The sequence below is a fragment of the Acidimicrobiales bacterium genome, from assembly GCA_036399815.1.
Taxonomy (GTDB): Bacteria; Actinomycetota; Acidimicrobiia; order Acidimicrobiales; family DASWMK01; genus DASWMK01.
Genome location: DASWMK010000285.1, coordinates 20,299 through 40,067 on the forward strand (window position 1 = coordinate 20,299; position 19,769 = coordinate 40,067).

The 19,769-nt window shown below is 75.9% G+C and carries 22 protein-coding genes; 7 read left to right on the plus strand and 15 right to left on the minus strand.

All coding sequences use genetic code 11. The annotated features are described in order from the left end of the window. Nucleotides 1–31 precede the first annotated feature (31 nt). The 6 genes from VGB14_21180 to gatC form a co-directional block, all read right to left on the minus strand. On the minus strand, nucleotides 32–637 hold the full coding sequence (locus tag VGB14_21180) for a TetR/AcrR family transcriptional regulator (GenBank protein ID HEX9995445.1): 606 nt from the start codon (nucleotides 635–637) through the stop codon (nucleotides 32–34). Further along, on the minus strand, nucleotides 634–2,205 hold the full coding sequence (locus VGB14_21185) for an MFS transporter (protein ID HEX9995446.1): 1,572 nt from the start codon (nucleotides 2,203–2,205) through the stop codon (nucleotides 634–636). The genes VGB14_21180 and VGB14_21185 overlap by 4 nt, the downstream gene beginning before the upstream one ends. Nucleotides 2,206–2,273: 68 nt before the next feature. Then, nucleotides 2,274–2,870: a hypothetical protein gene (locus VGB14_21190; GenBank protein HEX9995447.1), complete on the minus strand. Its 597-nt coding sequence runs from the start codon at nucleotides 2,868–2,870 to the stop codon at nucleotides 2,274–2,276. 36 nt (nucleotides 2,871–2,906) lie between these two features. Further along, entirely contained in the window at nucleotides 2,907–4,340 is a 1,434-nt protein-coding gene (gene gatB, locus VGB14_21195; GenBank protein ID HEX9995448.1) for an Asp-tRNA(Asn)/Glu-tRNA(Gln) amidotransferase subunit GatB, read from the minus strand. Continuing rightward, complete coding sequence (gene gatA, locus VGB14_21200; protein HEX9995449.1) at nucleotides 4,337–5,755, minus strand: Asp-tRNA(Asn)/Glu-tRNA(Gln) amidotransferase subunit GatA; 1,419 nt, start codon at nucleotides 5,753–5,755, stop codon at nucleotides 4,337–4,339. The genes gatB and gatA overlap by 4 nt, the downstream gene beginning before the upstream one ends. Beyond that, nucleotides 5,752–6,054: an Asp-tRNA(Asn)/Glu-tRNA(Gln) amidotransferase subunit GatC gene (gene gatC, locus VGB14_21205; protein ID HEX9995450.1), complete on the minus strand. Its 303-nt coding sequence runs from the start codon at nucleotides 6,052–6,054 to the stop codon at nucleotides 5,752–5,754. Before gatC ends, gatA begins: the two co-directional genes overlap by 4 nt. Before the next feature lie 84 nt (nucleotides 6,055–6,138). Between gatC and VGB14_21210 the strand changes: the two genes are divergently transcribed. Both VGB14_21210 and VGB14_21215 read left to right on the plus strand, forming a co-directional pair. Continuing rightward, nucleotides 6,139–6,651 (plus strand): SigE family RNA polymerase sigma factor, encoded by a 513-nt coding sequence (locus tag VGB14_21210; protein ID HEX9995451.1) that lies wholly within the window; start codon nucleotides 6,139–6,141, stop codon nucleotides 6,649–6,651. Beyond that, a complete protein-coding gene (locus VGB14_21215) occupies nucleotides 6,648–7,562 on the plus strand; it encodes a hypothetical protein (protein ID HEX9995452.1) in 915 nt (304 codons plus the stop codon). Before VGB14_21210 ends, VGB14_21215 begins: the two co-directional genes overlap by 4 nt. Here the strand turns inward: VGB14_21215 and VGB14_21220 are convergent. Together VGB14_21220 and VGB14_21225 are read right to left on the minus strand one after the other, a co-directional pair. Continuing rightward, complete coding sequence (locus VGB14_21220) at nucleotides 7,559–8,320, minus strand: alpha/beta fold hydrolase (protein ID HEX9995453.1); 762 nt, start codon at nucleotides 8,318–8,320, stop codon at nucleotides 7,559–7,561. The genes VGB14_21215 and VGB14_21220 overlap by 4 nt on opposite strands. Continuing rightward, the gene (locus VGB14_21225) at nucleotides 8,307–8,606 is read right to left on the minus strand and encodes a 4Fe-4S dicluster-binding protein (protein ID HEX9995454.1); all 300 of its coding nucleotides are present in this window, start codon (nucleotides 8,604–8,606) and stop codon (nucleotides 8,307–8,309) included. The genes VGB14_21220 and VGB14_21225 overlap by 14 nt, the downstream gene beginning before the upstream one ends. Before the next feature lie 25 nt (nucleotides 8,607–8,631). On the opposite strand from VGB14_21225, the gene VGB14_21230 reads away from it, so the two are divergent. Both VGB14_21230 and VGB14_21235 read left to right on the plus strand, forming a co-directional pair. After that, nucleotides 8,632–9,240: a TetR family transcriptional regulator gene (locus VGB14_21230; protein ID HEX9995455.1), complete on the plus strand. Its 609-nt coding sequence runs from the start codon at nucleotides 8,632–8,634 to the stop codon at nucleotides 9,238–9,240. Nucleotides 9,241–9,276: 36 nt separating this feature from the next. Continuing rightward, complete coding sequence (locus VGB14_21235; protein ID HEX9995456.1) at nucleotides 9,277–9,681, plus strand: SCP2 sterol-binding domain-containing protein; 405 nt, start codon at nucleotides 9,277–9,279, stop codon at nucleotides 9,679–9,681. Here VGB14_21235 and VGB14_21240 read toward each other — a convergent pair. From VGB14_21240 to VGB14_21250, 3 genes are all read right to left on the minus strand, one after another. Continuing rightward, nucleotides 9,671–10,039: a VOC family protein gene (locus VGB14_21240; GenBank protein ID HEX9995457.1), complete on the minus strand. Its 369-nt coding sequence runs from the start codon at nucleotides 10,037–10,039 to the stop codon at nucleotides 9,671–9,673. The genes VGB14_21235 and VGB14_21240 overlap by 11 nt on opposite strands. Nucleotides 10,040–10,041: 2 nt before the next feature. Beyond that, complete coding sequence (locus VGB14_21245) at nucleotides 10,042–11,574, minus strand: MFS transporter (GenBank protein ID HEX9995458.1); 1,533 nt, start codon at nucleotides 11,572–11,574, stop codon at nucleotides 10,042–10,044. Between the two features lie 171 nt (nucleotides 11,575–11,745). After that, nucleotides 11,746–12,627 carry an SDR family oxidoreductase gene (locus VGB14_21250; GenBank protein HEX9995459.1) on the minus strand — a complete coding sequence of 294 codons (882 nt, stop codon included), beginning with the start codon at nucleotides 12,625–12,627 and terminating at the stop codon, nucleotides 11,746–11,748. Between the two features lie 45 nt (nucleotides 12,628–12,672). On the opposite strand from VGB14_21250, the gene VGB14_21255 reads away from it, so the two are divergent. Next, a complete protein-coding gene (locus VGB14_21255; protein ID HEX9995460.1) occupies nucleotides 12,673–13,245 on the plus strand; it encodes a TetR/AcrR family transcriptional regulator in 573 nt (190 codons plus the stop codon). Here the strand turns inward: VGB14_21255 and VGB14_21260 are convergent. Continuing rightward, nucleotides 13,214–15,172, minus strand: coding sequence for a PASTA domain-containing protein (locus tag VGB14_21260; protein HEX9995461.1), 1,959 nt, complete (start codon nucleotides 15,170–15,172; stop codon nucleotides 13,214–13,216). The genes VGB14_21255 and VGB14_21260 overlap by 32 nt on opposite strands. A gap of 63 nt (nucleotides 15,173–15,235) precedes the next feature. On the opposite strand from VGB14_21260, the gene VGB14_21265 reads away from it, so the two are divergent. Both VGB14_21265 and VGB14_21270 read left to right on the plus strand, forming a co-directional pair. Continuing rightward, nucleotides 15,236–15,721, plus strand: a complete 486-nt coding sequence (locus VGB14_21265) for a hypothetical protein (protein ID HEX9995462.1) — start codon at nucleotides 15,236–15,238, stop codon at nucleotides 15,719–15,721. Continuing rightward, nucleotides 15,703–16,650, plus strand: coding sequence for a DMT family transporter (locus VGB14_21270; GenBank protein HEX9995463.1), 948 nt, complete (start codon nucleotides 15,703–15,705; stop codon nucleotides 16,648–16,650). The genes VGB14_21265 and VGB14_21270 overlap by 19 nt, the downstream gene beginning before the upstream one ends. On the opposite strand, the gene ligA is transcribed toward VGB14_21270, so the two are convergent. From ligA to VGB14_21285, 3 genes are all read right to left on the minus strand, one after another. Then, entirely contained in the window at nucleotides 16,647–18,686 is a 2,040-nt protein-coding gene (gene ligA / locus VGB14_21275) for an NAD-dependent DNA ligase LigA (protein HEX9995464.1), read from the minus strand. The genes VGB14_21270 and ligA overlap by 4 nt on opposite strands. Further along, nucleotides 18,686–19,252, minus strand: a complete 567-nt coding sequence (locus tag VGB14_21280; GenBank protein HEX9995465.1) for a YqgE/AlgH family protein — start codon at nucleotides 19,250–19,252, stop codon at nucleotides 18,686–18,688. Before VGB14_21280 ends, ligA begins: the two co-directional genes overlap by 1 nt. A 29-nt stretch (nucleotides 19,253–19,281) precedes the next feature. Beyond that, a partial coding sequence (locus tag VGB14_21285; GenBank protein ID HEX9995466.1) for a hypothetical protein occupies nucleotides 19,282–19,769 on the minus strand: 488 nt, incomplete at its 5' end.

Sequence of the window (19,769 nt, forward strand, 5' to 3'; positions counted from 1 at the left end):
TCTACCGGACGGGCGGCGCGGGCGCGCCGAATTAGCGCGGACCGATGCCCGCGAGCAGCTGGTCGATCATGGCGCCGACCTCGGCGCCCGTCGGCACCGACCCGGTCACCACCATCCGGTACACGACCGGCCCGACGAGCTGCTCGACGGCGACGTCGAGGTCGGTGCCGGGCCGGAGCTCGCCCCTGGCGGCGGCCCGGCCGAGCGCCGACCGCACGTGCGCCCGCCGCTCGGCGGCGAAGGCCACCAGCTCCTCCCGCAGCGCCGGGCTGTGGGCGGCGGCCGCGGCCAGCCCGGGCAGCACCTGGGCCACCCCGGTCGTCAGGTCGCCGGACATGGCCTCGGCGAAGGCGACGAGGTCGCTGCGCAGCGCGCCGGTGTCGGGCACGGTGATCGGCGCCGTCACCTCCCGCACGGCGTCGAGCACCAGCCGCTCGCGGGACGGCCACCGCCGGTAGATGGTCGCCTTGCCGACGCCCGCCGTGGTGGCCACGGCGTCGACGGTCAGCCCGGCGAAGCCGGACGACGCGAGGACGGTCCTCGTCGCCTGGAGGATGACGTGCCGGGCCCGGGCGTCGCGAGGGCGCCCGGCCCGGCGCGGGGCTCGACCGGGGAAGGCGGCGGCGAGGTCCGTCACGCCGCCGCCGGCCGCGCCGACGACGCCGCCCCCGGGTGGGCACCGGCGGCGGACCCGGGCTCGACGGCCCTGGCGGGGAGCCACAGGAGGGCGACGACGGCCCCGAGGAAGGCGACTGCGGCCCCGACGAGCAGCGCCGCGCCCATGGCGTCCGCGAACGCCGTGCGGGCGACGGCCGCGACCACGTCGCCGGCCGGGCCGCCCACCCGGGCGGCCACGCCGACCGCGCCGCCCACCGAGTCGGTGACGACCTCGAGCGCCTCGGGCGGGAGGCTGCCGGCGAGGCGGTCGGTGACGTCGGGGCGGTAGCCCGAGGAGACGATGCTGCCGAGCACGGCGACCCCGAGCGCGCCGCCCACCTGGCGGGTGGTGTCGTTGACGGCCGACCCGACCCCGGCCTTGCCGAGCGGCAGCGACCCCATGATCGACTCGGTCGACGGCGCCATCGTCAGCCCCATGCCCATGGCCATGATCATCATGGCCGACACGACGAGGCCGTAGCCGGACTCGGCCGACGCCGTGGAGGCCAGCACGAGGCCGCTGGCCACGAGCACCAGCCCGAGCGCGACCACCCGCTTGGTGCCGATCCGCTCGACCAGCCGGGCCGAGGCGCCGGCTGCGACCGACAGCACGAGGGCGAGGGGCAGCAGCCGCACGCCGGCCTCGAGCGCGGTGTAGCCGAGGACCGACTGGAGGTACTGGGTCAGCAGGAACAGCGAGCCGAACAGCCCGAAGAACACGAGGGTGACGGCCACGCTCGCCGCGCTGAAGCGGGGGTTCGAGAAGAACGTGAGCGGGAGCATGGGGTGCGCGACCCGGCGCTCCCACACGAGGAAGGCGCCGAGCAGCACGGCCGCCGCCGCGAACCCGGCGACGATCGGGCCCGACCCCCAGCCCGAGATCGGGGCCTCGATGATCGCCCACACGAGGGCGGTCAGCCCGGCCACCGACAGGGCGGCGCCGACGAGGTCGAGCGGGGGCGTCTCGTCGTCGCGGGAGGTGGGCACGAGCACGGCCCCGGCCGCCAGGGCGACGACCACGACGACGACGTTCACCAGGAAGACCGAGCCCCACCAGAAGTGCTCGAGCAGCCAGCCGCCGGTGACCGGCCCGAGCGCGATGCCGAGCCCGGCCACCCCGGACCAGGCGGCGATGGCACGCGCCCGCTCGCGGGGGTCGGTGAAGACGTTCGTGAGGATCGACAGGGTGGTCGGCATGATGAACGCGCCGCCCACCCCCATGAGGGCCCGCGTGGCGATCAGCATCCCGGCCGAGTCGGCGTAGGCCGACAGGACCGACGCGACCGCGAACACGACGAGCCCGAGGTTCAGCGCGCCCTTCCGCCCGAAGCGGTCGCCGATGGCGCCGGCCGTGAGCAGCAGCCCCGCGAACACGAGCACGTAGCTGTCGACGATCCACTGGAGCTGGCTGGTGCTGGCGTCGAGGTCCCGCTGGAGGGTCGGGAGGGCGACGTTCAGGATCGTGTTGTCGAGCCCGATGATGAGGAGGCTCAGGCAGAGGACGACGAGCGTCCCCCACCGCCGCCGGTGAACCGTTCCTCGTCCCATGGCCGAAATTGTAAGACTGCCCCGTTCCGGAACTCAAGCGTTCCGGAACGGGCGGATCGGCCCCGTCGCTACTCGTCCTCGATGCCGCACACCTGGCTGGCGTAGGCCTCGACCTGGGTGCCGGCGTCCTCGAGCGCGGGGTCCTCGAAGAGGGCGAACTCCTCCTCGGTGCCCTCCTCGCTGAAGCGGGTGAAGTCCCAGTCGTAGCGGGCCAGCACGTCCCCGAGGTCCGAGAGGGCGGTGGCGACGATCTGGGTGGCCTCGGCGATCTCGTCGGGCGCCGACGAGACGAGCCCGGCGACCAGGCCCTCGGCCTCGTCGAAGGTGGCCTGGGCCTCCTCGGGCGAGGTGGCCTCGGCCCCGAACGGGTCGGGCAGGTCCTGGAGCTCCTGGTACCGGCCGCACCACTCGCTGTCGGCGTCGCCGGTGAAGGTCGGGTCGGTCGAGGTGTCCGTCGAGTCGTCGGTCGAGGTGTCCGTCGTGTCCTCGGTCGTGTCCTCGGTGGAGCCCGTGGTCTCGGACGTGGTCGTCTCGTCCGCCGCCGCCGTGGTGGACGAGGACGCGGCGACCTCGCCGCCGTCGTCGTCGTCGCCCCCGCAGGCCCCGAGCAGGGCCACGGCGAGCACGAGCGCCAGCAGGACGCGGAGGGGGGTGGGGAAGCGCATGAGGGGCCGACGCTATCGGCGGCGGTCCCGATCACCTCACCCGGCGGCGTCCCTCCTCGCCTGAAGGAGGGCGGTCACGGCCTGCCCGTTGGCCTTGCCCTTCGTCGCCTTCATGACCGCGCCGACGATCGCCCCGGCGGCCTTGTCGTTGCCGGCCGCGTACCGGGCCCAGGCGGCCGGGTCGGCGGCCACGGCGGCGTCCACGGCGGCGGCGAGGTCGTCCTCGCCCATGGCCACGAACCCCCGGCGGGCGACGATCTCTTCGGGCGACCCGGCCCCGGCGACGAGGTCGGCCAGCACGGCCTTGGCCTGGGTGGCGGTCAGCCGGCCGGCGGCCTCCATGTCGACGACGGCGGCCAGGTCGGCCGGCGCCACGGCCGCAGCGCCGGCGACGGCCAGGTCGTGCTCGACGCGGGTGAGCACCCTGGCCGGGTCGGCCCCGGCCCCGATCGCCCCGAGCGCGAGGCCGTCCAGGTCGCGGCCGACGATCACGGCCACCGACGGGCTCCTCGCGTCGACCCCGGCGGCCGCGGCGAGCCGGGCCCGGCGCTCGGCCGGCAGCGCGGGCAGGGCGGCGTCGACGGCCGCCACCCACGCCTCCTCGGGCGCGAGCGGCACGAGGTCCGGCTCCTGGAAGTACCGGTAGTCGTAGGCCTCCTCCTTCGACCGCAGGGTGTGCGTGCGGCCGTCGGCCTCGTCCCAGTGCCGCGTCTCCTGGACGACCCGGCCGCCCTCCTCGACGAGGGCGACCTGGCGGGCGGCCTCGAACTCGATGGCCCGGCCGAGCGAGCGCACCGAGTTCAGGTTCTTGATCTCGCAGCGGGTGCCGAACGCGTCGGACCCGAGCGGGCGCACCGACACGTTGGCGTCGACCCGGAGCGACCCCTCCTCCATCCGCGCGTCGGAGGCGCCGGTGGCGACGAGGATGGCCCGCAGCTCGTTCACGTACGCCCTGGCCTGCTCGGCCGAGCGGAGGTCGGGGCGGCTCACGATCTCGACGAGCGGGACGCCGGCCCGGTTGTAGTCGACGAGGGTGGACGACGCCTCGTGGATGCGCCCGCCCCCGCCGACGTGGGTCGACTTGCCGGTGTCCTCCTCGAGGTGGGCCCGCTCGATGCCGACCCTCGTGCCGTCGGGCAGCTCCAGCCAGCCGTCGACGTTCACCGGGGCGTCGTACTGGCTGATCTGGTAGTCCTTCGGCATGTCCGGATAGAAGTAGTTCTTCCGGTGGAACACCGAGGGCAGCACCGTGCAGTGCAGCGCCCGCCCGAGCCGCATGGCGAGCTCGACGGCCCGGCGGTTCAGCACCGGGAGCGACCCAGGCAGCCCGAGGCACACCGGGCAGACGTTGGTGTTGGGCTCGGCGCCGAACGCGTTGGCGCAGGAGCAGAACAGCTTCGTGGCCGTGGCGAGCTCGCAGTGGACCTCGAGGCCGATCACGGTCTCCCAGGTCGTGGCGGTGGCGGTCACGGTGCGGCCTCCTCGAGCACGGCCGCCGCCCGGAACAGGTCGACCTCGCCGAGGGCGGGGGCGAGGACCTGCACGCCGACCGGCAGGCCGTCGTCGCCGGTGCCGAACGGCACCGAGATGGCCGGGTGGCCGGACAGGTTCGACGGGATCGTGCAGACGTCGTTCATGTACATGGCGAGCGGGTCGGCGGTCTTCGCGCCGAGCGGGAAGGCGGTGGTCGGCGACGTGGGCGCCAGCAGCAGGTCGAACGACGCGTACGCCGCCTCGAAGTCCCGCAGGATCAGGGTCCGCACCCGCTGGGCCTTGCCGTAGTAGGCGTCGTAGTAGCCGGCCGACAGGGCGTAGGTGCCGAGCATGATCCGCCGCTTCACCTCGGCCCCGAACCCGGCCGTGCGGGTCTCGGTGTTCATCTCGCCGGTGGTCGGGGCCTCGACCCGCAGCCCGTAGCGCACGCCGTCGTAGCGGGCGAGGTTGCTCGACGCCTCGGCCGGGGCGATCAGGTAGTAGGCGGACAGGCCGTAGACGGCGGCGGGGACGGTCGCCTCGTCCACCTTGGCGCCGGCGGCGACGAGCGCGTCGGCCGCCTGGCGGACGCGGGCGGCCACGTCGGGGGCCACGCCCACGCCCATCAGCTCGGCGACGACGCCCACCCGCAGCCCCTCGACGCCCTCGCCGAGGCGGGAGCGGACGTCGGGCGCCGGCATCGGGATCGACGTCGAGTCGAGCGGGTCGTGGCCGGCCACGACCTCGAGCAGGAGGGCGGCGTCGGCGACGGTCGCAGTGAGCGGCCCGATCTGGTCGAGGGAGGAGGCGAACGCCACCAGCCCGTAGCGGGAGACGCGGCCGTAGGTCGGCTTCATGCCGACCACCCCGCACAGCGCGGCGGGCTGGCGGATCGACCCGCCGGTGTCCGAGCCCAGCCCGAGGGGGGCGAAGCCGGCGGCGACGGCCGCCGCGCTGCCCCCGCTCGACCCGCCCGGCACCCGGCTCGGGTCGTGGGGGTTGCGGGTCGGCCCGAACGCCGAGTTCTCGGTGGACGAGCCCATGGCGAACTCGTCGAGGTTGGTCTTGCCGATCACGACCGCGCCGGCGGCGGCGAGGCGCGCCACCACGGTCGCGTCGTACGGTGGCCGCCACCCTTCGAGGATGCGGCTGGAGCAGGTGGTGGGGATCCCCCTCGTGCAGAGGTTGTCCTTGAGCACGACCGGCACGCCGGCGAGCGGGCCGGGGTCCTCCCCCGCCGCGACCCGGCGGTCGACGGCCTCGGCCGCGGCGCGGGCGGCGTCGTCGGTGCGGGTCACGAAGCAGTGCAGCTCCGCCTCGCGGGCGTCCACGGCGGCCAGGTGCTCGTCGAGCACGTCGACCGCCGACCGCTCGCCGGCCCGGACGGCGGCCGCGATGCCCAGCGCGGTCACGGCGCCTCCCCGAGGACCGGCGGGACGGCGAAGCGCCCGCCCTCGGCCAGCGGCGCCATGGCCAGCACCTCGTCGCGGTCGACGCCGGGGCGGGGCTCGTCCTCGCGGAGGACGTTGCGCAGCGGGTAGGGATGGGCCGTGGGCGGCACGTCGGCCACGTCCAGCGCCTCGACGTCCCTGGCGTGCTCGAGCACGGCGGCCAGCTGCCCGGTGAACCGGTCGAGCTCCTCGTCGTCGAGGCGCAGCCGGGCCAGCCGGGCGACGTGGGCGACGTCGTCGCGCGTGATGCGGTCGGGCATGGGGCCATGGTAAGGGCGGCCCCGGGGGACCCCGGCCGGGATTCCCGCAAGGAACCCGGGGCGTCCGGCGTCGAAGAGGACGTGATGGCGCTCGAGCGAGCCGGCGACGAGGGGACGGGCCCGGTCGCGGCGGTCGTCCCCCTGGCGGCGACGTGGCCCGACCCGCTCGTCGAGCTGTACCGGCAGGAGTACGCGGCCATGGTCCGCTTCGCCCACCTCCTGACCGGGTCCAACGAGGTGGCGGAGGAGCTCGTGCAGGACGCGTTCGTGCAGCTGCGGCGGGGCTGGGCCCGGGCCGCCAACCCGCCGGCCTACCTGCGGGTGGTCGTGGCCAACAACTGCCGGTCCTGGCACCGGCGCCAGGCGCTCGAGGTGCGGCGCCGGCCGGCGCCCGACGCCCCCGCCGAGCTCAGGGCCGACGAGCTGTGGGACGCCATCCAGCGCCTGCCGTTCCGCCAGCGGGCGGCGATCGTCCTGCGCTTCTACGAGGACATGAGCGAGGCGGAGACCGCCCAGGTGCTCGGCTGCCGGCCCGGCACGGTGGGCTCGGCGGTCCACCGGGGCCTGGCCCGCCTCCGCGAGGTGATCGAGCGATGAACGTCGAGGACCGGGTCAGGGAGACCCTCAGGCGCCAGGCAGAGCGGGTCACCGTGTCGCCCGACGCGTGGGACCGCATCGAGGCGCGCACCGAGGCCCGCACGTTCGCCCCGTGGCAGCTGGCGACGCTCGGGGCGGTGGCGGCGGCGATCGTCGTCCTCGCCGCCGTCGTCGGCGTCCGCAGCCTCGGCGGCGACGACCCCCAGCAGGTGGCCGTGGGCGGGCCGTCGACGACGGCGGGCGACGAGCCGGCGACGACCACGACCGCGCCCCCCACCACGACGTCCGCGCCGGTGACCACCGCCCCGGCGACGACGGCGGCCCCGCCGCCGACGACGACCGCGCCCCCGACCACGGCGGCGCCGTCGACCACGGACACGACGGCCCCGCCCACCACGTCGACGACCGCGCCCGACGGGCCGGTGCTCGACCCGTCCGACCGGGTCGGCTGGGGCCGGCTCGGCCCGATCGTGGCCGGCATGACCGTCGAGGAGCTGGAGGCGGCCACCGGGCGGGACTGGGACGTGACCTCCGGGACCGAGGGCAGCCCGTGCGCCTACATCTCGGCGGCCGGCATGGCGGTCGGGGTCAACGTGATGGTCGACGGCGACACCGTCGTCCGCATCGACCTCCAGGAGCTCCCGACCGACGCCGGCGACGTGTCGCCCGGGTTCCCGACCGAGGAGGGCGTCGACATCGGCTCGACCGAGCGCGAGGTGGCCGACGCCTACGGCGACCGGGTCGAGGTCCGCCCCCACCCCTACCTCGGGGACGGGCACTACCTCGTGGTCGGGCCGGGGCCGGGCCAGGACCCGGCAATGCGCACGATCTTCGAGACCGACGGCCAGCGGGTGACGTCGTTCCGCACCGGCGTGGCCGAGGCCGTCGAGCTGATCGAGGGCTGCTCCTAGCCCCCGGTGACCTCGCCGGCGAAGCGCACGGCGGCGTCCTCCAGCAGCTCCCGGTCGAGGTCGAGGGTGGCGACGTGGAAGCTGCGCTCCAGCACCAGGCGGGTGACCGGGCCGGCGACGAGGCCGGCCAGGTGGTCGCCGCCGGTCGGCGGGACGACGTGGTCGTGGGGACTGGTGGCGAGCAGGATCGGGCAGCGGATGCCGGGCAGGCGGGGCTGCAGGGCGTCGACGGCGTCGAGCAGCGACAGCAGGCCGGCGACCGGCGCCCGGTCGTAGGCCGACTCGATGACCCCGGGCGCGGCGATGTCCGACCCCACGCCGGGCATGAACGCCTCGCCCTGGGCGGCGACCGCCTCGACCAGGTCGCGCATGGGCGGGATGGGCTCGACGGCCGGGTTGACGAGCACGAGGCCGGCGATCTCGGGGTGCTCGACGGCCAGCCAGGCGGCGAGGGTGCCGCCCATCGACAGCCCGGCCACGACGACCCGCTCGCACCGCGCCGCGAGGTCGGCGTAGGCCGCCTCGGCCGCCGCCGACCAGTCCGGCCACGACGTCGTCGCCATGTCCTCGACGGTCGTGCCGTGGCCCGGCAGCCGGGGCAGCTCGACGGCCAGGCCGGCCGCGGCCAGGCGCTCGGCCAGCGGCCGCATCGAGGTCGGGTTGCCGGTGAACCCGTGGAGGACGAGCGCGCCGTGCGGGCCGCCCGGGGCCGACCAGGCCTCCGCGCCGGGCAGCACCGCTGGGTCAGTAGGGGTCATCGGTGGCCGGCTCCTCCCACCAGTCGTCGGGCGCCGGCACCCAGGCCGGGTCCTCGTAGATGCAGTCCACCGGGCACGGGTCGAGGCACTTGCCGCAGCCCGAGCACAGCTCCGGGATGATCACCACGTCGATCCCGTGGTTGAAGATGGCCCCGAACTGGGGCGGGCAGTGGCGCAGGCACGTGTCGCAGTTGATGCACTCGGCCATCTCGATGCGGAGCGGGGCGTTGCGCCACTTCGGGTTGCGGGCGCGGGTGGCGATCCGCTCGGCCCTCGTGCCGGCCATCGGTCCACCCTACTGTTGGGGCGGCATGGCCCGACGGCTGACGACCCAGGGGCAGGAGCGCAAGCAGCAGCTCATCGACACGGCGGCCGAGCTGTTCGCGGCCCGCGGGTACGCGGACACCCGCATCGCCGACATCGTCACCGCCGCCGGCGTGGCCAAGGGCCTCTTCTACTGGTACTTCGACACCAAGGAGACCCTGTTCCGGGAGCTGGCCGAGGACATCAGGCTGCGGCTGCGGCGGGCCCAGGGCGAGGCCATGGACCCGGCCGCCGACGCCCTCACCCGCCTGCGCCAGGGCGCCGAGGCGTCGGTGCGGTTCATGGCCCACCACGCCCACTTCTTCGCCCTGCTCGAGGTCGAGCACCTGGAGAAGCAGTTCGCCGACGTCGTCCGCAAGGGCACCGACGTGCACGTCGCCGACGTCGCCGCCCTGATCCGGGAGGGGATCGCCGCCGGGCTGGTGCGCGACGAGGACCCCGAGCTGCTGGCCTACGGCGTCGTCGGGGCGGTCGGGTACTTCAGCCACTTCCACCGCACCGGCCGCATCGAGCTGCCCCTGGACGAGCTGTCGGCCTTCGTCGGCCGCTTCGTCGTGTGGTCGCTGGCGGCGGATCCCCTCACGACCACCGGGTAGCGTGCGGCCCCGCCGCAGACCGCGAAGGGAGACGACGTGCCGTACAAGTTCCTGTCGGACGAGTGGTTGGCCGAGGCCAGGAAGATCCGCGAGGAGTACTCCGGGAAGACGGCCCCGCCCGCCCATGCCATCCGCATGAACCAGGTGATCACCGACGTCCCCTTCGGCGACGGCACCGTCAACGCCCACATGGACACCTCGGCCGGCGAGGTCGAGCTCGACCTCGGCCACCTGGAGTCGGCCGACGTCACCGTCACCCTCGACTACGACACGGCGAGGGCGATCTTCGTGGAGCAGAACCCGCAGGCCGGGATGCAGGCGTTCATGGCCGGCAAGATCAAGGTCCAGGGCGACATGACCAAGCTCATGGCCATGCAGACGACCACCCCGGACGCCACGACCGCCGAGATCGCCCGGCGGATCAAGGAGATCACCGAGTGACGGGTGGCCCACCAGGGGGGCGGAGCACGCACAGCTCGTTGCCCTCCGGGTCGGCCAGCACCTGCCACACCCAGCCGTCCTCGTGCACCCGCCCGCCCACGGGCCGGGCGCCGGCCGCCACCAGGCGGGCCACCTCGCCGTCCAGGTCGTCGACCCGGAGGTCGAGGTGCATGCGGTTCTTCGCCGTGCGGGGCTCGGCCACCCGCTGGAGCAGGAGCTCGGGGAGGCGCCCGGCCGGGTCGGCCAGCACGACGTAGGGGTCGCCGTCCCCGCTCACCCGGCGGTAGCCGACGGCCGCCGCCCAGAACGGGGCGAGGGCGACGGGGTCGGCGCAGTCGAGCACGACGGCGAGCTGCACGGTCAGCTCGCCCTCGCCACCTCGAGCCCCCGGTCGCCGGCGGGGGCCGGCTCCTCGCCGGCCGCGCCCCGCGGCGTGCTGCGGAGGAACGAGGCGGCGACGGCGCCGATGGCGCAGGCGGCCGCGCCGGTGAGGAAGGCGTCGCCGTAGCTGCCGACCAGGCCGGCCGACGACACGGTGGTGGCCTGGACGGTCTGCATGATCTGGATGCCGGCGACCACCCCGACCTGGGCGGCCAGCTGGTAGGAGGCGCCGGCCACGCCGAGGTCGCCGTCGTCGACGGCGTTGGCCACGCTGGCCGACAGGGCGGGCGCCGTCGCCCCGAGGCCGAGCCCGGACAGGGCCAGGGCGACGACGATCGTGAGGTCGCTCGACCCGGGCGCCACCGTGGAGAGGGCGACCATGCTGAGCGACACGACGGCCGCGCCGAACACGGCCGACGCCCGCTCGCCGACCCGCACCGCCATCCACCCGGCGACCGGGCCGGCGATGGCGAAGGTGAGCGGGCGGGCGATCGAGAGCAGCCCGGTGCGGGTCTCGCCGTAGCCGAGCACGTCCTGGAGCAGCAGCGGGGTGAGGATGAACCCGCCCATGTACGCGAACTGGGTGAGGGCGCCGGCCGCCATCGGCACGGCCACGTTGCGCCGCCGCAGGTAGCGGAGGGGCACGAGCGGCGAGGCCGAGGTCCGCTCCACGACCACGAACGCGGCGAGGGCGACCGGCACGGCGGCGAAGGCGGCCACCACGCCGGTGCTGGCCCAGCCCCACTCGGGGCCCCGGTTGAGGCCGACGAGCAGGCTGGTCACCCCGGCGGCGAGCAGGAGGGCGCCGACCCAGTCGAAGGACCGGGGGCCGCCGGCCCGCCGGCTCTCGGGGAGGATGGCGTAGGCGACGGCCCAGGCGATCACCGTGAACACGACCTGGCCGACGAAGATCCACCGCCAGCCGAACGCCTCGACGACGGGGCCGCCGGCGACGACGCCGAGCACCGGCGAGCCCGCCATGACGAGCGACCAGAGGCCGAGCGCCTGCACCCGCCGCTCGGGCGGGAACACGCCGGCGATCATGGCCATGGCCGCCGGCCCGGTGGCGGCGCCGCCCACGGCGCCGAGCACCCGGAAGGCGATCAGCGCGGCCGCCGACGGGGCGAGGGCGGTGGCCCCGGCCAGCACCCCGGCCGCGCCGAGGCCGAGCAGGTAGACCCGGCGCTGGCCCCACAGGTCGCCCAGGCGGCCGAACGCCGGCCCGACCACGCCGAGGGCGAGCAGCGGGCCGGTGATGACCCAGGTCAGGGTGGCCGGGGTCGTCTCCAGGTCGCGGGCGATGCGGGGCAGCGAGACGGCGAGGATCGTGATCGTGAAGCCGACCGTGAACAGGCCGAACAGCGAGGCGGACAGGACGATCCACCGGCCCCGGTCGCTCGCCGCCACCCGCTGCGCCATCCACCGCCGCAGCAGCAGCGGCCAGGGGACGACACCGACCTCCTCCGCCCCCGGAGGGTCGAGGGCGAACTCCCCGGTGTCCTCCCTCCCCATGCCCCCAGACGCTACCTGACCCTCCGGTCAAGGGGTCGGGCGCCGGACGCGCCAGCAGGGCCCGGGGAGCGCCTCCTCGCGGCGGCTGGGGAACGCCACGTCCGGCTGCCCCGCACCGGGCCCTGCCACGCGGCGAGGAGTGTAGTCAACGACGCGCGGTGCGTGACGCCGTTACGAAGCGGCGAACGGGCGCAGCGCGTCGGCCAGCCCCTCCACCGTCCAGCGGTCGTCCCGCTCCACCCCGTCGCCCATCCGCCAGGGCTCCATCACCTTCACGGTGCCGCCCTGGGAGAAGAACGTCTTCCCGGTGAACGGGCAGTCCTCGGTGGCGAGGTAGGCGACGAGGGGCGACACGTTGGCCGGGTCCCACACGTCGAAGCGGGCGGCGTCCTCGGGGGCCTGGACGATGTCGGACAGGCCGGGGGTCGACTCGGTCAGCCGGGTGCGGGCGGCCGGCGCGATGCAGTTCGAGCGGACGCCGTAGCGGGCCAGCTCCTGCGCGCAGATGATGCTGAAGGCGCCGATGCCGGCCTTCGCCGCGCCGTAGTTCGTCTGCCCGGGGTTGCCGAGGAGGCCGGAGGTCGACGAGGTGTGCACGAGGTTGGCCCGGACCGGCGTGCCCGCCTTCGCCTGCTCCCGCCAGTAGGCCGCCGCCCACCTGGTCGGCACGAAGTGGCCCTTCAGGTGCACGGCGATGACCGCGTCCCACTCCTCCTCGGTCATGTTGACGAGGACCCGGTCGCGGAGGATGCCGGCGTTGTTGACGAGCACGTCGAGGCGCCCGAACGCCTCGACGGCCGTGTTCACGAGGCGCTGCCCGCCCTCCCAGTCGGCCACGTCGTCCACGTTGGCGACGGCCTCGCCGCCGAGGGCCAGGATCTCGTCGACCACGACCTGGGCCGGTGCCCGGTCGGCGCCCGTGCCGTCGATGTTGCCGCCGAGGTCGTTGACCACGACCCTGGCCCCCTCGGCGGCGAAGAGCAGCGCGTGCTCGCGCCCGAGGCCCCGACCGGCACCCGTGATGATGGCCACCCGTCCGTCGAGCGATCCCATGCCCTCTCCCTTGTCGTGGTGGGCGCCGAAACTAGCGTCGGCACCGTGGGACCGATGGGCACGGCCGCCGGGCGGGAGACCCGGCGGCGCATCCTCGACGCGGTCCTCGTGACGCTCCGCACCGAGGGGGTGGCCGGCACCAGCGCCCGCACCGTCGCCCGGGCCGGCGGGTTCAACCAGGCGCTCGTCTTCTACCACTACGGCTCCGTGGCCGGCGCCCTGCTGGCCGCGCTCGACGACCTGACCGAGCGCCGCCTGCCGGCCTACCGGGCGGCGCTCGACCCGGCGGCGCCGGCCGACGAGGTGGCCGCCGCCGTCGCCGCGCTCGTCGCCGAGGACCTGCGGGCCGGCCACCTCGCCGCCGTCGCCGCGCTGGTCGACGGCAGCGAGCGCTCCCCGGCCCTGAAGGAGGGCATCACCCCTCGCCTGGTGCCGTGGCTGCGGCTGGCCGAGGAGGCGGCCGTGCGCCTGGCGCCGGGCCGGCCGTCGGCGGACGTGGCCGTCGCCGGCGTGGCGGCTGCCCTGGGCGCCGGCCTGCTGGCGAGGATGGGCGACGGCCCCGGGCCGGAGGCCCTGGCCGCCATGGTCACCCGTCTGGTGACCGGCCCACCAGGATGATGTTGACGGTGCTGCCGAGCGGGATCAGCTCGCCGGCCGCCGGCGCGGTGTGGTCGACGACGCCGTCGGCCGCGCCGGCCACGCTCCCGGGGGCCAGCCCGGCGGTGCGCAGGGCGGCGACGGCCTGCCCGAGGGTCAGGCCGCCGACGGCCGGCACCTCGACCAGCGGCGGGCCGATCGACACGGCGACGGCGACCTCGGCCCCCCGCTCCACGGTCGTGCCCGGCGCCGGGCTGGTGCCGATCACGATGCCGGCGGGCACGTCGCCGTCGAACCGGTCGACGCGGACGGGCACGAGGCCGATGGCCTCCAGCGCGGCCGCGGCGTCGTCGTAGCGGCCGCCGCCGAGGCCAGACGGCACCACCCGCGGCTCCGGCCCGGACGAGACGACGAGGTCCACGCTGGTGCCCCGCTCCAGCCGGTCGGGCACGTCCTCCACGTCGAGCACGACCCCGTCGGGCACGTCCTCGGAGTGCTGGGTGACGACGGTGCCGACGACCAGGCCGGCGCCGGTCAGCGCGGCCTCGGCCGCCTCCCTCGTCTGGCCCCGCAGGCCCCGGGGCACGACGACCAGCGTGTTCCCGAGGGACACGACCAGCGTGACCGGCTCCCCCTCCTCCAGCTCGGTCCCGGGCCTGGGGTCCTGGCCGATCACCTCGCCGGCCGCCGTGCCGTCCCGCCTCGTGGTCGTCACCCGGACGACCCAGCCGTTGGCCTCGGCGGCGTCGGTGGCGGCGTCGCGCGTGCGGCCGAGCAGCGAGGGCACGGGGTGGGTCGGCACCCGGTCGGCCAGCCACGTGGCCGCGCCCGCCCCGGTGGCGCCGAGCACGAGCAGCACGGCGACGACGACGAGCGGCCAGCGCCGCCGGCTGCGCTTCAGCCCCTCGAGCTGGCGGTCCCTCTTCGCCCGCTGGCGGGCGTCGCGCCGCTCCCGCCGCGACGGCCGCCCCGGCGGCGGCATCGGCGTGGGGTCGACGACGGCGGTGGCCGCCGGGCGCTCGGACGGGGTCGGGGGCGGGAGCAGGGTCGGGTCCCGCTCGTCCACCGTCAGGTCGACGTCGACCACGCCGACCGGGGCGAGGGGCAGGGGCGCCGGGCGGGGCAGGTCGCCGGCGCAGGCCATCAGCGCGGCGCCGAAGGCGGCGGCGTCGGGCCGCTCGTCGGGGCCGGGCCGCCCCGCCCGCTCGAGCGCCCGGGACAGCGGGCCCATGGCCGCCGGCACGGGGACGGGCCGGTCGACCCTCGCCATCAGGGTGGCGATCGTGGTGTCGGCGGCGAACGGCACGCTGCCGGTGACCGCCTCGATCAGCACCAGCGCCAGCGCGTAGACGTCGGACCGGCCGGTGACCGACTCGCCCCTCGCCTGCTCCGGCGAGGCGTAGCGGGCGGTGCCGAGCACGGCGCCGGCCGGCTCCGTCCAGGCCGCCTCGGCCAGCGCCCTGGCCAGGCCGAAGTCGGCGATGCGGAGCCGCCCGTCCTCGCCGAACAGCAGGTTGGCCGGCTTCACGTCCCGGTGCACGAAGCCCCTGCGGTGGGCGTAGTCGAGCGCCCGGGTCGCCTGGAGGCCGACGAGCAGGGCCTGGGACGGGGTCAGGCGGTGGCCCCGGTCGAGCATCGTCCGCAGGCTCCCGCCGCCCAGGTACTCGGTGACGAGGTAGGGCAGGTCGTCGTGGCCCCAGTCGTAGACGGCCAGCACGTGCGGGTGGTTCAGCGCGGCCGCGGCCTGGGCCTCGGCCCGGAACCGGCGGAGGAAGGCGTCGTCGTCGGCCAGCGCGGCGTGGAGGACCTTCACGGCGACGCGCCGGCGCAGGGTGACGTCGTCGGCCAGGAAGACCGACGCCGACGCACCCGTGCCGATCGGGGCCATGAGGCGGTAGCGCCCGCCGAGGACCCGACCGATGTGGTCGGCCATGCGCGACAGGGCCACGCGAGCGACCGTAACCGCGTGACGGCCGGTGGCCGTGGACCCCCGGCACGGCAGAATGGCGGGATGCTGGCGCCGCCGCTCGAGACGCGCGGCCGGGTCGTGGCCCGGCGGGTGGTGATCGGCGTGCTCGTCGTCGCCTGCCTGGCCGGGCTGGTGGTGGCGGCCCTGCTGAGCGCGGGCGCCGACCGCCAGTCGGTCACCTCCGGGTCGGCCATCGTCCGCCAGGTCCCGGGCGACGGCGACACGGCCCTGCGCCAGTCCCAGGTCGGGGTCGAGCTGCTCCCCGGGTGGGAGGGCAACCTCGTCGTCAACGGCGTGCTGATCCCCGACGACCAGCTCCAGGGGCGCGACCCGACGGCCACCAACGAGCTGGGCGAGCCGATCGGCGCGCAGGGCAACGCGCCGAACCTGCTGTTCTTCCAGCCCGGCGAGGGCAAGGTCATCCAGTCCTTCTCGACCGGCCAGGTCTGCGCGACCGCCACCTACTACCGCTCCGACGCCGGCCAGGGCACGGCCAGGACGACCAGCTGGTGCTTCGAAGTCGACTGAGCGCCGCGGCCGGCGGCGCGGTGGGGAGCGCCGTCCTCGGCGCCCTCTGCATCGCGTCGTCCGGCGTGCTCGTGCGGCTGGCCGACGTGTCGCCGACCACGGCCGCCACGTTCCGCTGCCTCTACGCCGTGCCGATGCTGGCCGTCGTGGTCCTGACGGCCAGGGGGCGCCACGAGCGCCGGCCGCTGCGGTCCCGCCTCCAGGCCGGGCTGGCCGGCGTGCTGCTGTCGGTCGACCTCGTGCTGTGGCACCACGGCATCGAGAAGGTGGGCGCCGGCCTCGCCACCGTGCTCGGCAACCTCCAGGTCGTCGTCGTCGCCGGCGTGGCCTGGGCGCTGCTCGGCGAGCACCCGGGCCGGTCGCTGTTCGCCGCCCTCCCCGTGGTGCTCACCGGCGTGGTGCTGATCTCGGGCGTGGTCGGCGCCGACGCCTACGGCGAGGACCCGGTGCTCGGCGCCGTGCTGTGCCTGCTCACCTCGGTCGCCTACTCGGGGTTCATCCTCGTGCACCGCCAGGTGCAGCGGGGCACGACCGGGATCGCCGGTCCGCTGCTCGACGCCGTCGTCGCCTCGGCCGCCACCAGCGCGCTGATCGGCGCGGTGATGGGCGACCTGGACGTGACGCCGGCGTGGCCGGCGCACGGCTGGCTGGCCCTGCTGGCGCTGACCGCGCAGGTCGCCGGGTGGCTGCTGATCTCCCGCTCGCTGACCCACCTGCCCGCCGCGCTGACGTCGGTGCTGCTGCTGATCCAGCCGGTCGCCGCGCTCGGCCTGGCCGTCGTGGTCGTCGACGAGGCGCCGTCGCCCCTCCAGCTGGCCGGGTGCGCGCTGATCCTCGTCGGCGTGGTCGTCGCCACCGCCGGCCGGGACCGCTCGTCGTCCCGCGAGCCGGCGCCCCGCCCGGCCGCGGCCGAGGCCGTCCCCGCCTAGCCCGGCTCGACGGGGGCCGGCAGCTCGCCGGTCTCGAGCAGGTGCAGGAACGCCGGCTCGTCGAGCACCGGCACCCCGAGCTCGGCCGCCCGCGTGACCTTCGCCGCCCCCGGCGCCTCGCCGGCGACCACGGCCGTCGTCTTCTTCGACACGCTGCCCGGCGCCCGCCCGCCCCTGGCCTTGATGGCCTCCTCGGCCGCCTCCCGGCTCATCGACTCCAGGGTGCCGGTGACGACCACCGACATGCCGGCCAGGGTCTGCGGCTCGTCCGGCGCGGCCGGGCCCTTCGGGTCCACGCCGTTGCGCTGGAGGCGGCGGACGAGGTCGCGGTTGCCCTCGTTGGCGAAGAACTCGTGGACGCTCGTGGCGATCGTCGGCCCGATGCCGTCGACCGCGCCGAGCTCCTCGGGGGTCGCCTCCATGATCCGGTCGAGGCTGCCCATGGCCCTCGCCAGCAGCTGGCTGCCGGTGCCGCCGAGGTGGCGGATGTTCAGCCCGACGAGCAGGTTGGCGAGCGACCGCTCCTTCGACGCCTCGATGGCGTGGCGGAGGTTGCGGATGGAGGCCTCGCCGAACCCCTCGAGGGCCCGCACCCGGTCCCAGTCGATCTCGTAGAGGTCGGCCGGGTCGGCCACGAGCCCGAGGTCGAGGAACAGGCGGACCCGCTGCTCGCCGAACCCCTCGATGTCCATCGCCCCCCGGGAGGCGAAGTGCTCGATGCGGCCGGCCCGCTGGGCCGGGCACTCGGCGTTCGTGCAGAACGTGTCGCTCTCGCCGGGCAGGCGCACGAGCGGGCCGTGGCAGACCGGGCACGCCGTCGGGAACTCCCACGGGACGGCGTCGGGCGGCCGCTCGGCCAGCACCGGCTTCACGACCTCGGGGATCACGTCGCCGGCCTTGCGGACGACGACCGTGTCGCCCACCCGCACGTCCTTGGCCCGCACCTGGTCCTCGTTGTGGAGGGTGGCGACGCCGACGGTCGAGCCGCCGACGAACACCGGCTCGAGCTCGGCGAACGGCGTCGCCTTGCCCGTGCGGCCGATCGACACCTTGATGTCCCGCAGCTTGGTCAGCCGCTCCTCGGGCGGGAACTTGTAGGCGACGGCCCAGCGGGGCGCGTGCGACGTCGAGCCCAGCTCGTTGCGCTGCGCGAACGAGTCGACCTTCACGACCACGCCGTCGATCTCGTAGTCGAGGTCGTGGCGGTGGTGCTCCCAGTGCCGGCAGAACTCGTGGACCTCGTCGAGGGAGGTCACGCACCGGATCTCCGGGTTGACCGGGAAGCCGAGGCCCCGGAGCAGCTCCAGGCTCTCGACGTGGCCGCCGAGGGGCGGGAGGCCGTCGACCTCGCCGAGCTGGTAGCACCACATGCTGAGGTTCCGGCTGGCGGTCACGCCCGGGTCCTTCTGGCGCAGCGACCCGGCCGCCGAGTTCCTCGGGTTGGCGAACAGGCGGCCGCCGGCCTCGGCCTGGCGGGCGTTCAGCGCCTCGAACTCCGCGATCGGCATGTAGATCTCGCCCCGCACCTCGAGCACGGCCGGGGCGCCGTCGCCCAGCTCCTGGGGGACCGCCCTGATCGTGCGGACGTTGGCGGTGACGTCCTCGCCCGTGCGGCCGTCGCCCCTCGTCGCCGCCTGCACCAGCCGGCCGCCCTCGTAGCGCAGGGCCATGGCGACCCCGTCGATCTTCAGCTCGCAGGCGTAGGCGACCTCCTCGTCCCCGAGGCCCCGCTCGACCCGCGCCCCCCAGGCCCGCAGCTCGGCCTCCTCGAAGACGTTGTCGAGCGACATCATCGGCACCCGGTGGCGCACCGGGGCGAAGGCCGGCGACGGGGCCGCGCCGACGGCCACCGACGGCGAGTCCGGCGTGGCCAGCTCCGGGAACTCCTCCTCCAGCCGGCGCAGCTCCCGGACCATGGCGTCGTACTCGGCGTCGGGGATCTCCGGGTCGTCGTGCTCGTGGTAGCGGCGGGCGTGGTGGGCGACCTGCTCGCGCAGCTCCGTGACGCGGGCGACGACCTCCCCGGGGACGGCCATCAGTTCACCGACGGGTCGGGCGGGCAGTTGGCCAGCCAGGCGAGGCGGCCGGGCTGGCGGCGCAGCACGTCGACCCAGAGCCTGGCCGGGTCGGGCGAGAAGGCGTCGCCCGGCCTCGTGTCGGCCACCACCCAGGCGCCGGCCTCGATCTCGTCCTCGACCTGGCCGCCGCCCCAGCCGGCGTAGCCGGCGAACACCCGGACGGCCTCGACCCCGGGCCGCACCTCGCCGGGCGGGCGGCTCAGGTCGACGGTGCTGAGCGGCCCGGCGACCGGCGCGGCGCCGTCCTCGCGGTCCCCCGTCGCCGGCTCCGCCGTCCAGGCCACGCCGATCGCCGACCCCTCGCCCACCGGGCCGCCGACGAACACGACCCGGGGCTCGGCCGCCACCCCGCCCCAGTCGGGCAGGGGCTCGACCAGCTCGGTGTCGGTCGGCCGGTTGAGGACGACCCCGATGGCGCCGTCGTCGCTGTGCTCGAGGACGAGCACGACCGTGCGCTCGAAGTTCGGGTCGCCGATCAGGGGCGTGGCCACCAGCAGGCGGCCGGTGAGGGGCGGCACCACCACCCCTGGATGATGCCCGATGGGCGGCCCGGTCAGGCGCTGGCCATGTGGGGACCGGCCGCGGCCCTGGCCACGGCCACGGCGAGGGCCAGCGCCGTGCCGGCCTGGCGGGGGTCGTGGCCGGCCAGCCCGCACACCGGGGTGACGAGCGCCTGGCGGCGGAGGAGGTCGGGGTCGCAGCCGGCGTCGGCCAGCGCCCGCCACTCGGCCGTCAGCCGCCGGGCCAGCGGGTCGGGGCGCTCGCCGACCGGCCCGTCGGTCGGCACCGCCCCCCACGCCACCCGCCCGCCGCGGTCGAGGAAGGCGGCGACGGGGGCCGCGGCGCCGTCGAGGCCGCCGCCGACCGGGGCGCTCAGCAGGTCGGGGCCGGCCGCCAGCACCGCCGCCCAGTCGGTCCGGCCGCAGCAGTGGACGCCGGTGACGGCGTCGGGCTCGATCGCCGCGAGCGCGCCGGACAGGAGGTCGACGACCCGGTCGGGCGGGAGCGGGAACCCGGGCCGGAAGGCGTCGACCAGGCCGG

Coding starts and splice junctions, on each gene's coding strand:
- VGB14_21185 (HEX9995446.1), bottom strand. CDS start 2,205: ATGGGACGAGGAACGGTTCACCGGCGGCGGTGGGGGACGCTCGTCGTC.
- VGB14_21190 (HEX9995447.1), bottom strand. CDS start 2,870: ATGCGCTTCCCCACCCCCCTCCGCGTCCTGCTGGCGCTCGTGCTCGCC.
- gatC (HEX9995450.1), bottom strand. CDS start 6,054: ATGCCCGACCGCATCACGCGCGACGACGTCGCCCACGTCGCCCGGCTG.
- VGB14_21210 (HEX9995451.1), top strand. CDS start 6,139: ATGGCGCTCGAGCGAGCCGGCGACGAGGGGACGGGCCCGGTCGCGGCG.
- VGB14_21215 (HEX9995452.1), top strand. CDS start 6,648: ATGAACGTCGAGGACCGGGTCAGGGAGACCCTCAGGCGCCAGGCAGAG.
- VGB14_21220 (HEX9995453.1), bottom strand. CDS start 8,320: ATGACCCCTACTGACCCAGCGGTGCTGCCCGGCGCGGAGGCCTGGTCG.
- VGB14_21225 (HEX9995454.1), bottom strand. CDS start 8,606: ATGGCCGGCACGAGGGCCGAGCGGATCGCCACCCGCGCCCGCAACCCG.
- VGB14_21230 (HEX9995455.1), top strand. CDS start 8,632: ATGGCCCGACGGCTGACGACCCAGGGGCAGGAGCGCAAGCAGCAGCTC.
- VGB14_21245 (HEX9995458.1), bottom strand. CDS start 11,574: ATGGGGAGGGAGGACACCGGGGAGTTCGCCCTCGACCCTCCGGGGGCG.
- VGB14_21250 (HEX9995459.1), bottom strand. CDS start 12,627: ATGGGATCGCTCGACGGACGGGTGGCCATCATCACGGGTGCCGGTCGG.
- VGB14_21265 (HEX9995462.1), top strand. CDS start 15,236: ATGCTGGCGCCGCCGCTCGAGACGCGCGGCCGGGTCGTGGCCCGGCGG.
- ligA (HEX9995464.1), bottom strand. CDS start 18,686: ATGGCCGTCCCCGGGGAGGTCGTCGCCCGCGTCACGGAGCTGCGCGAG.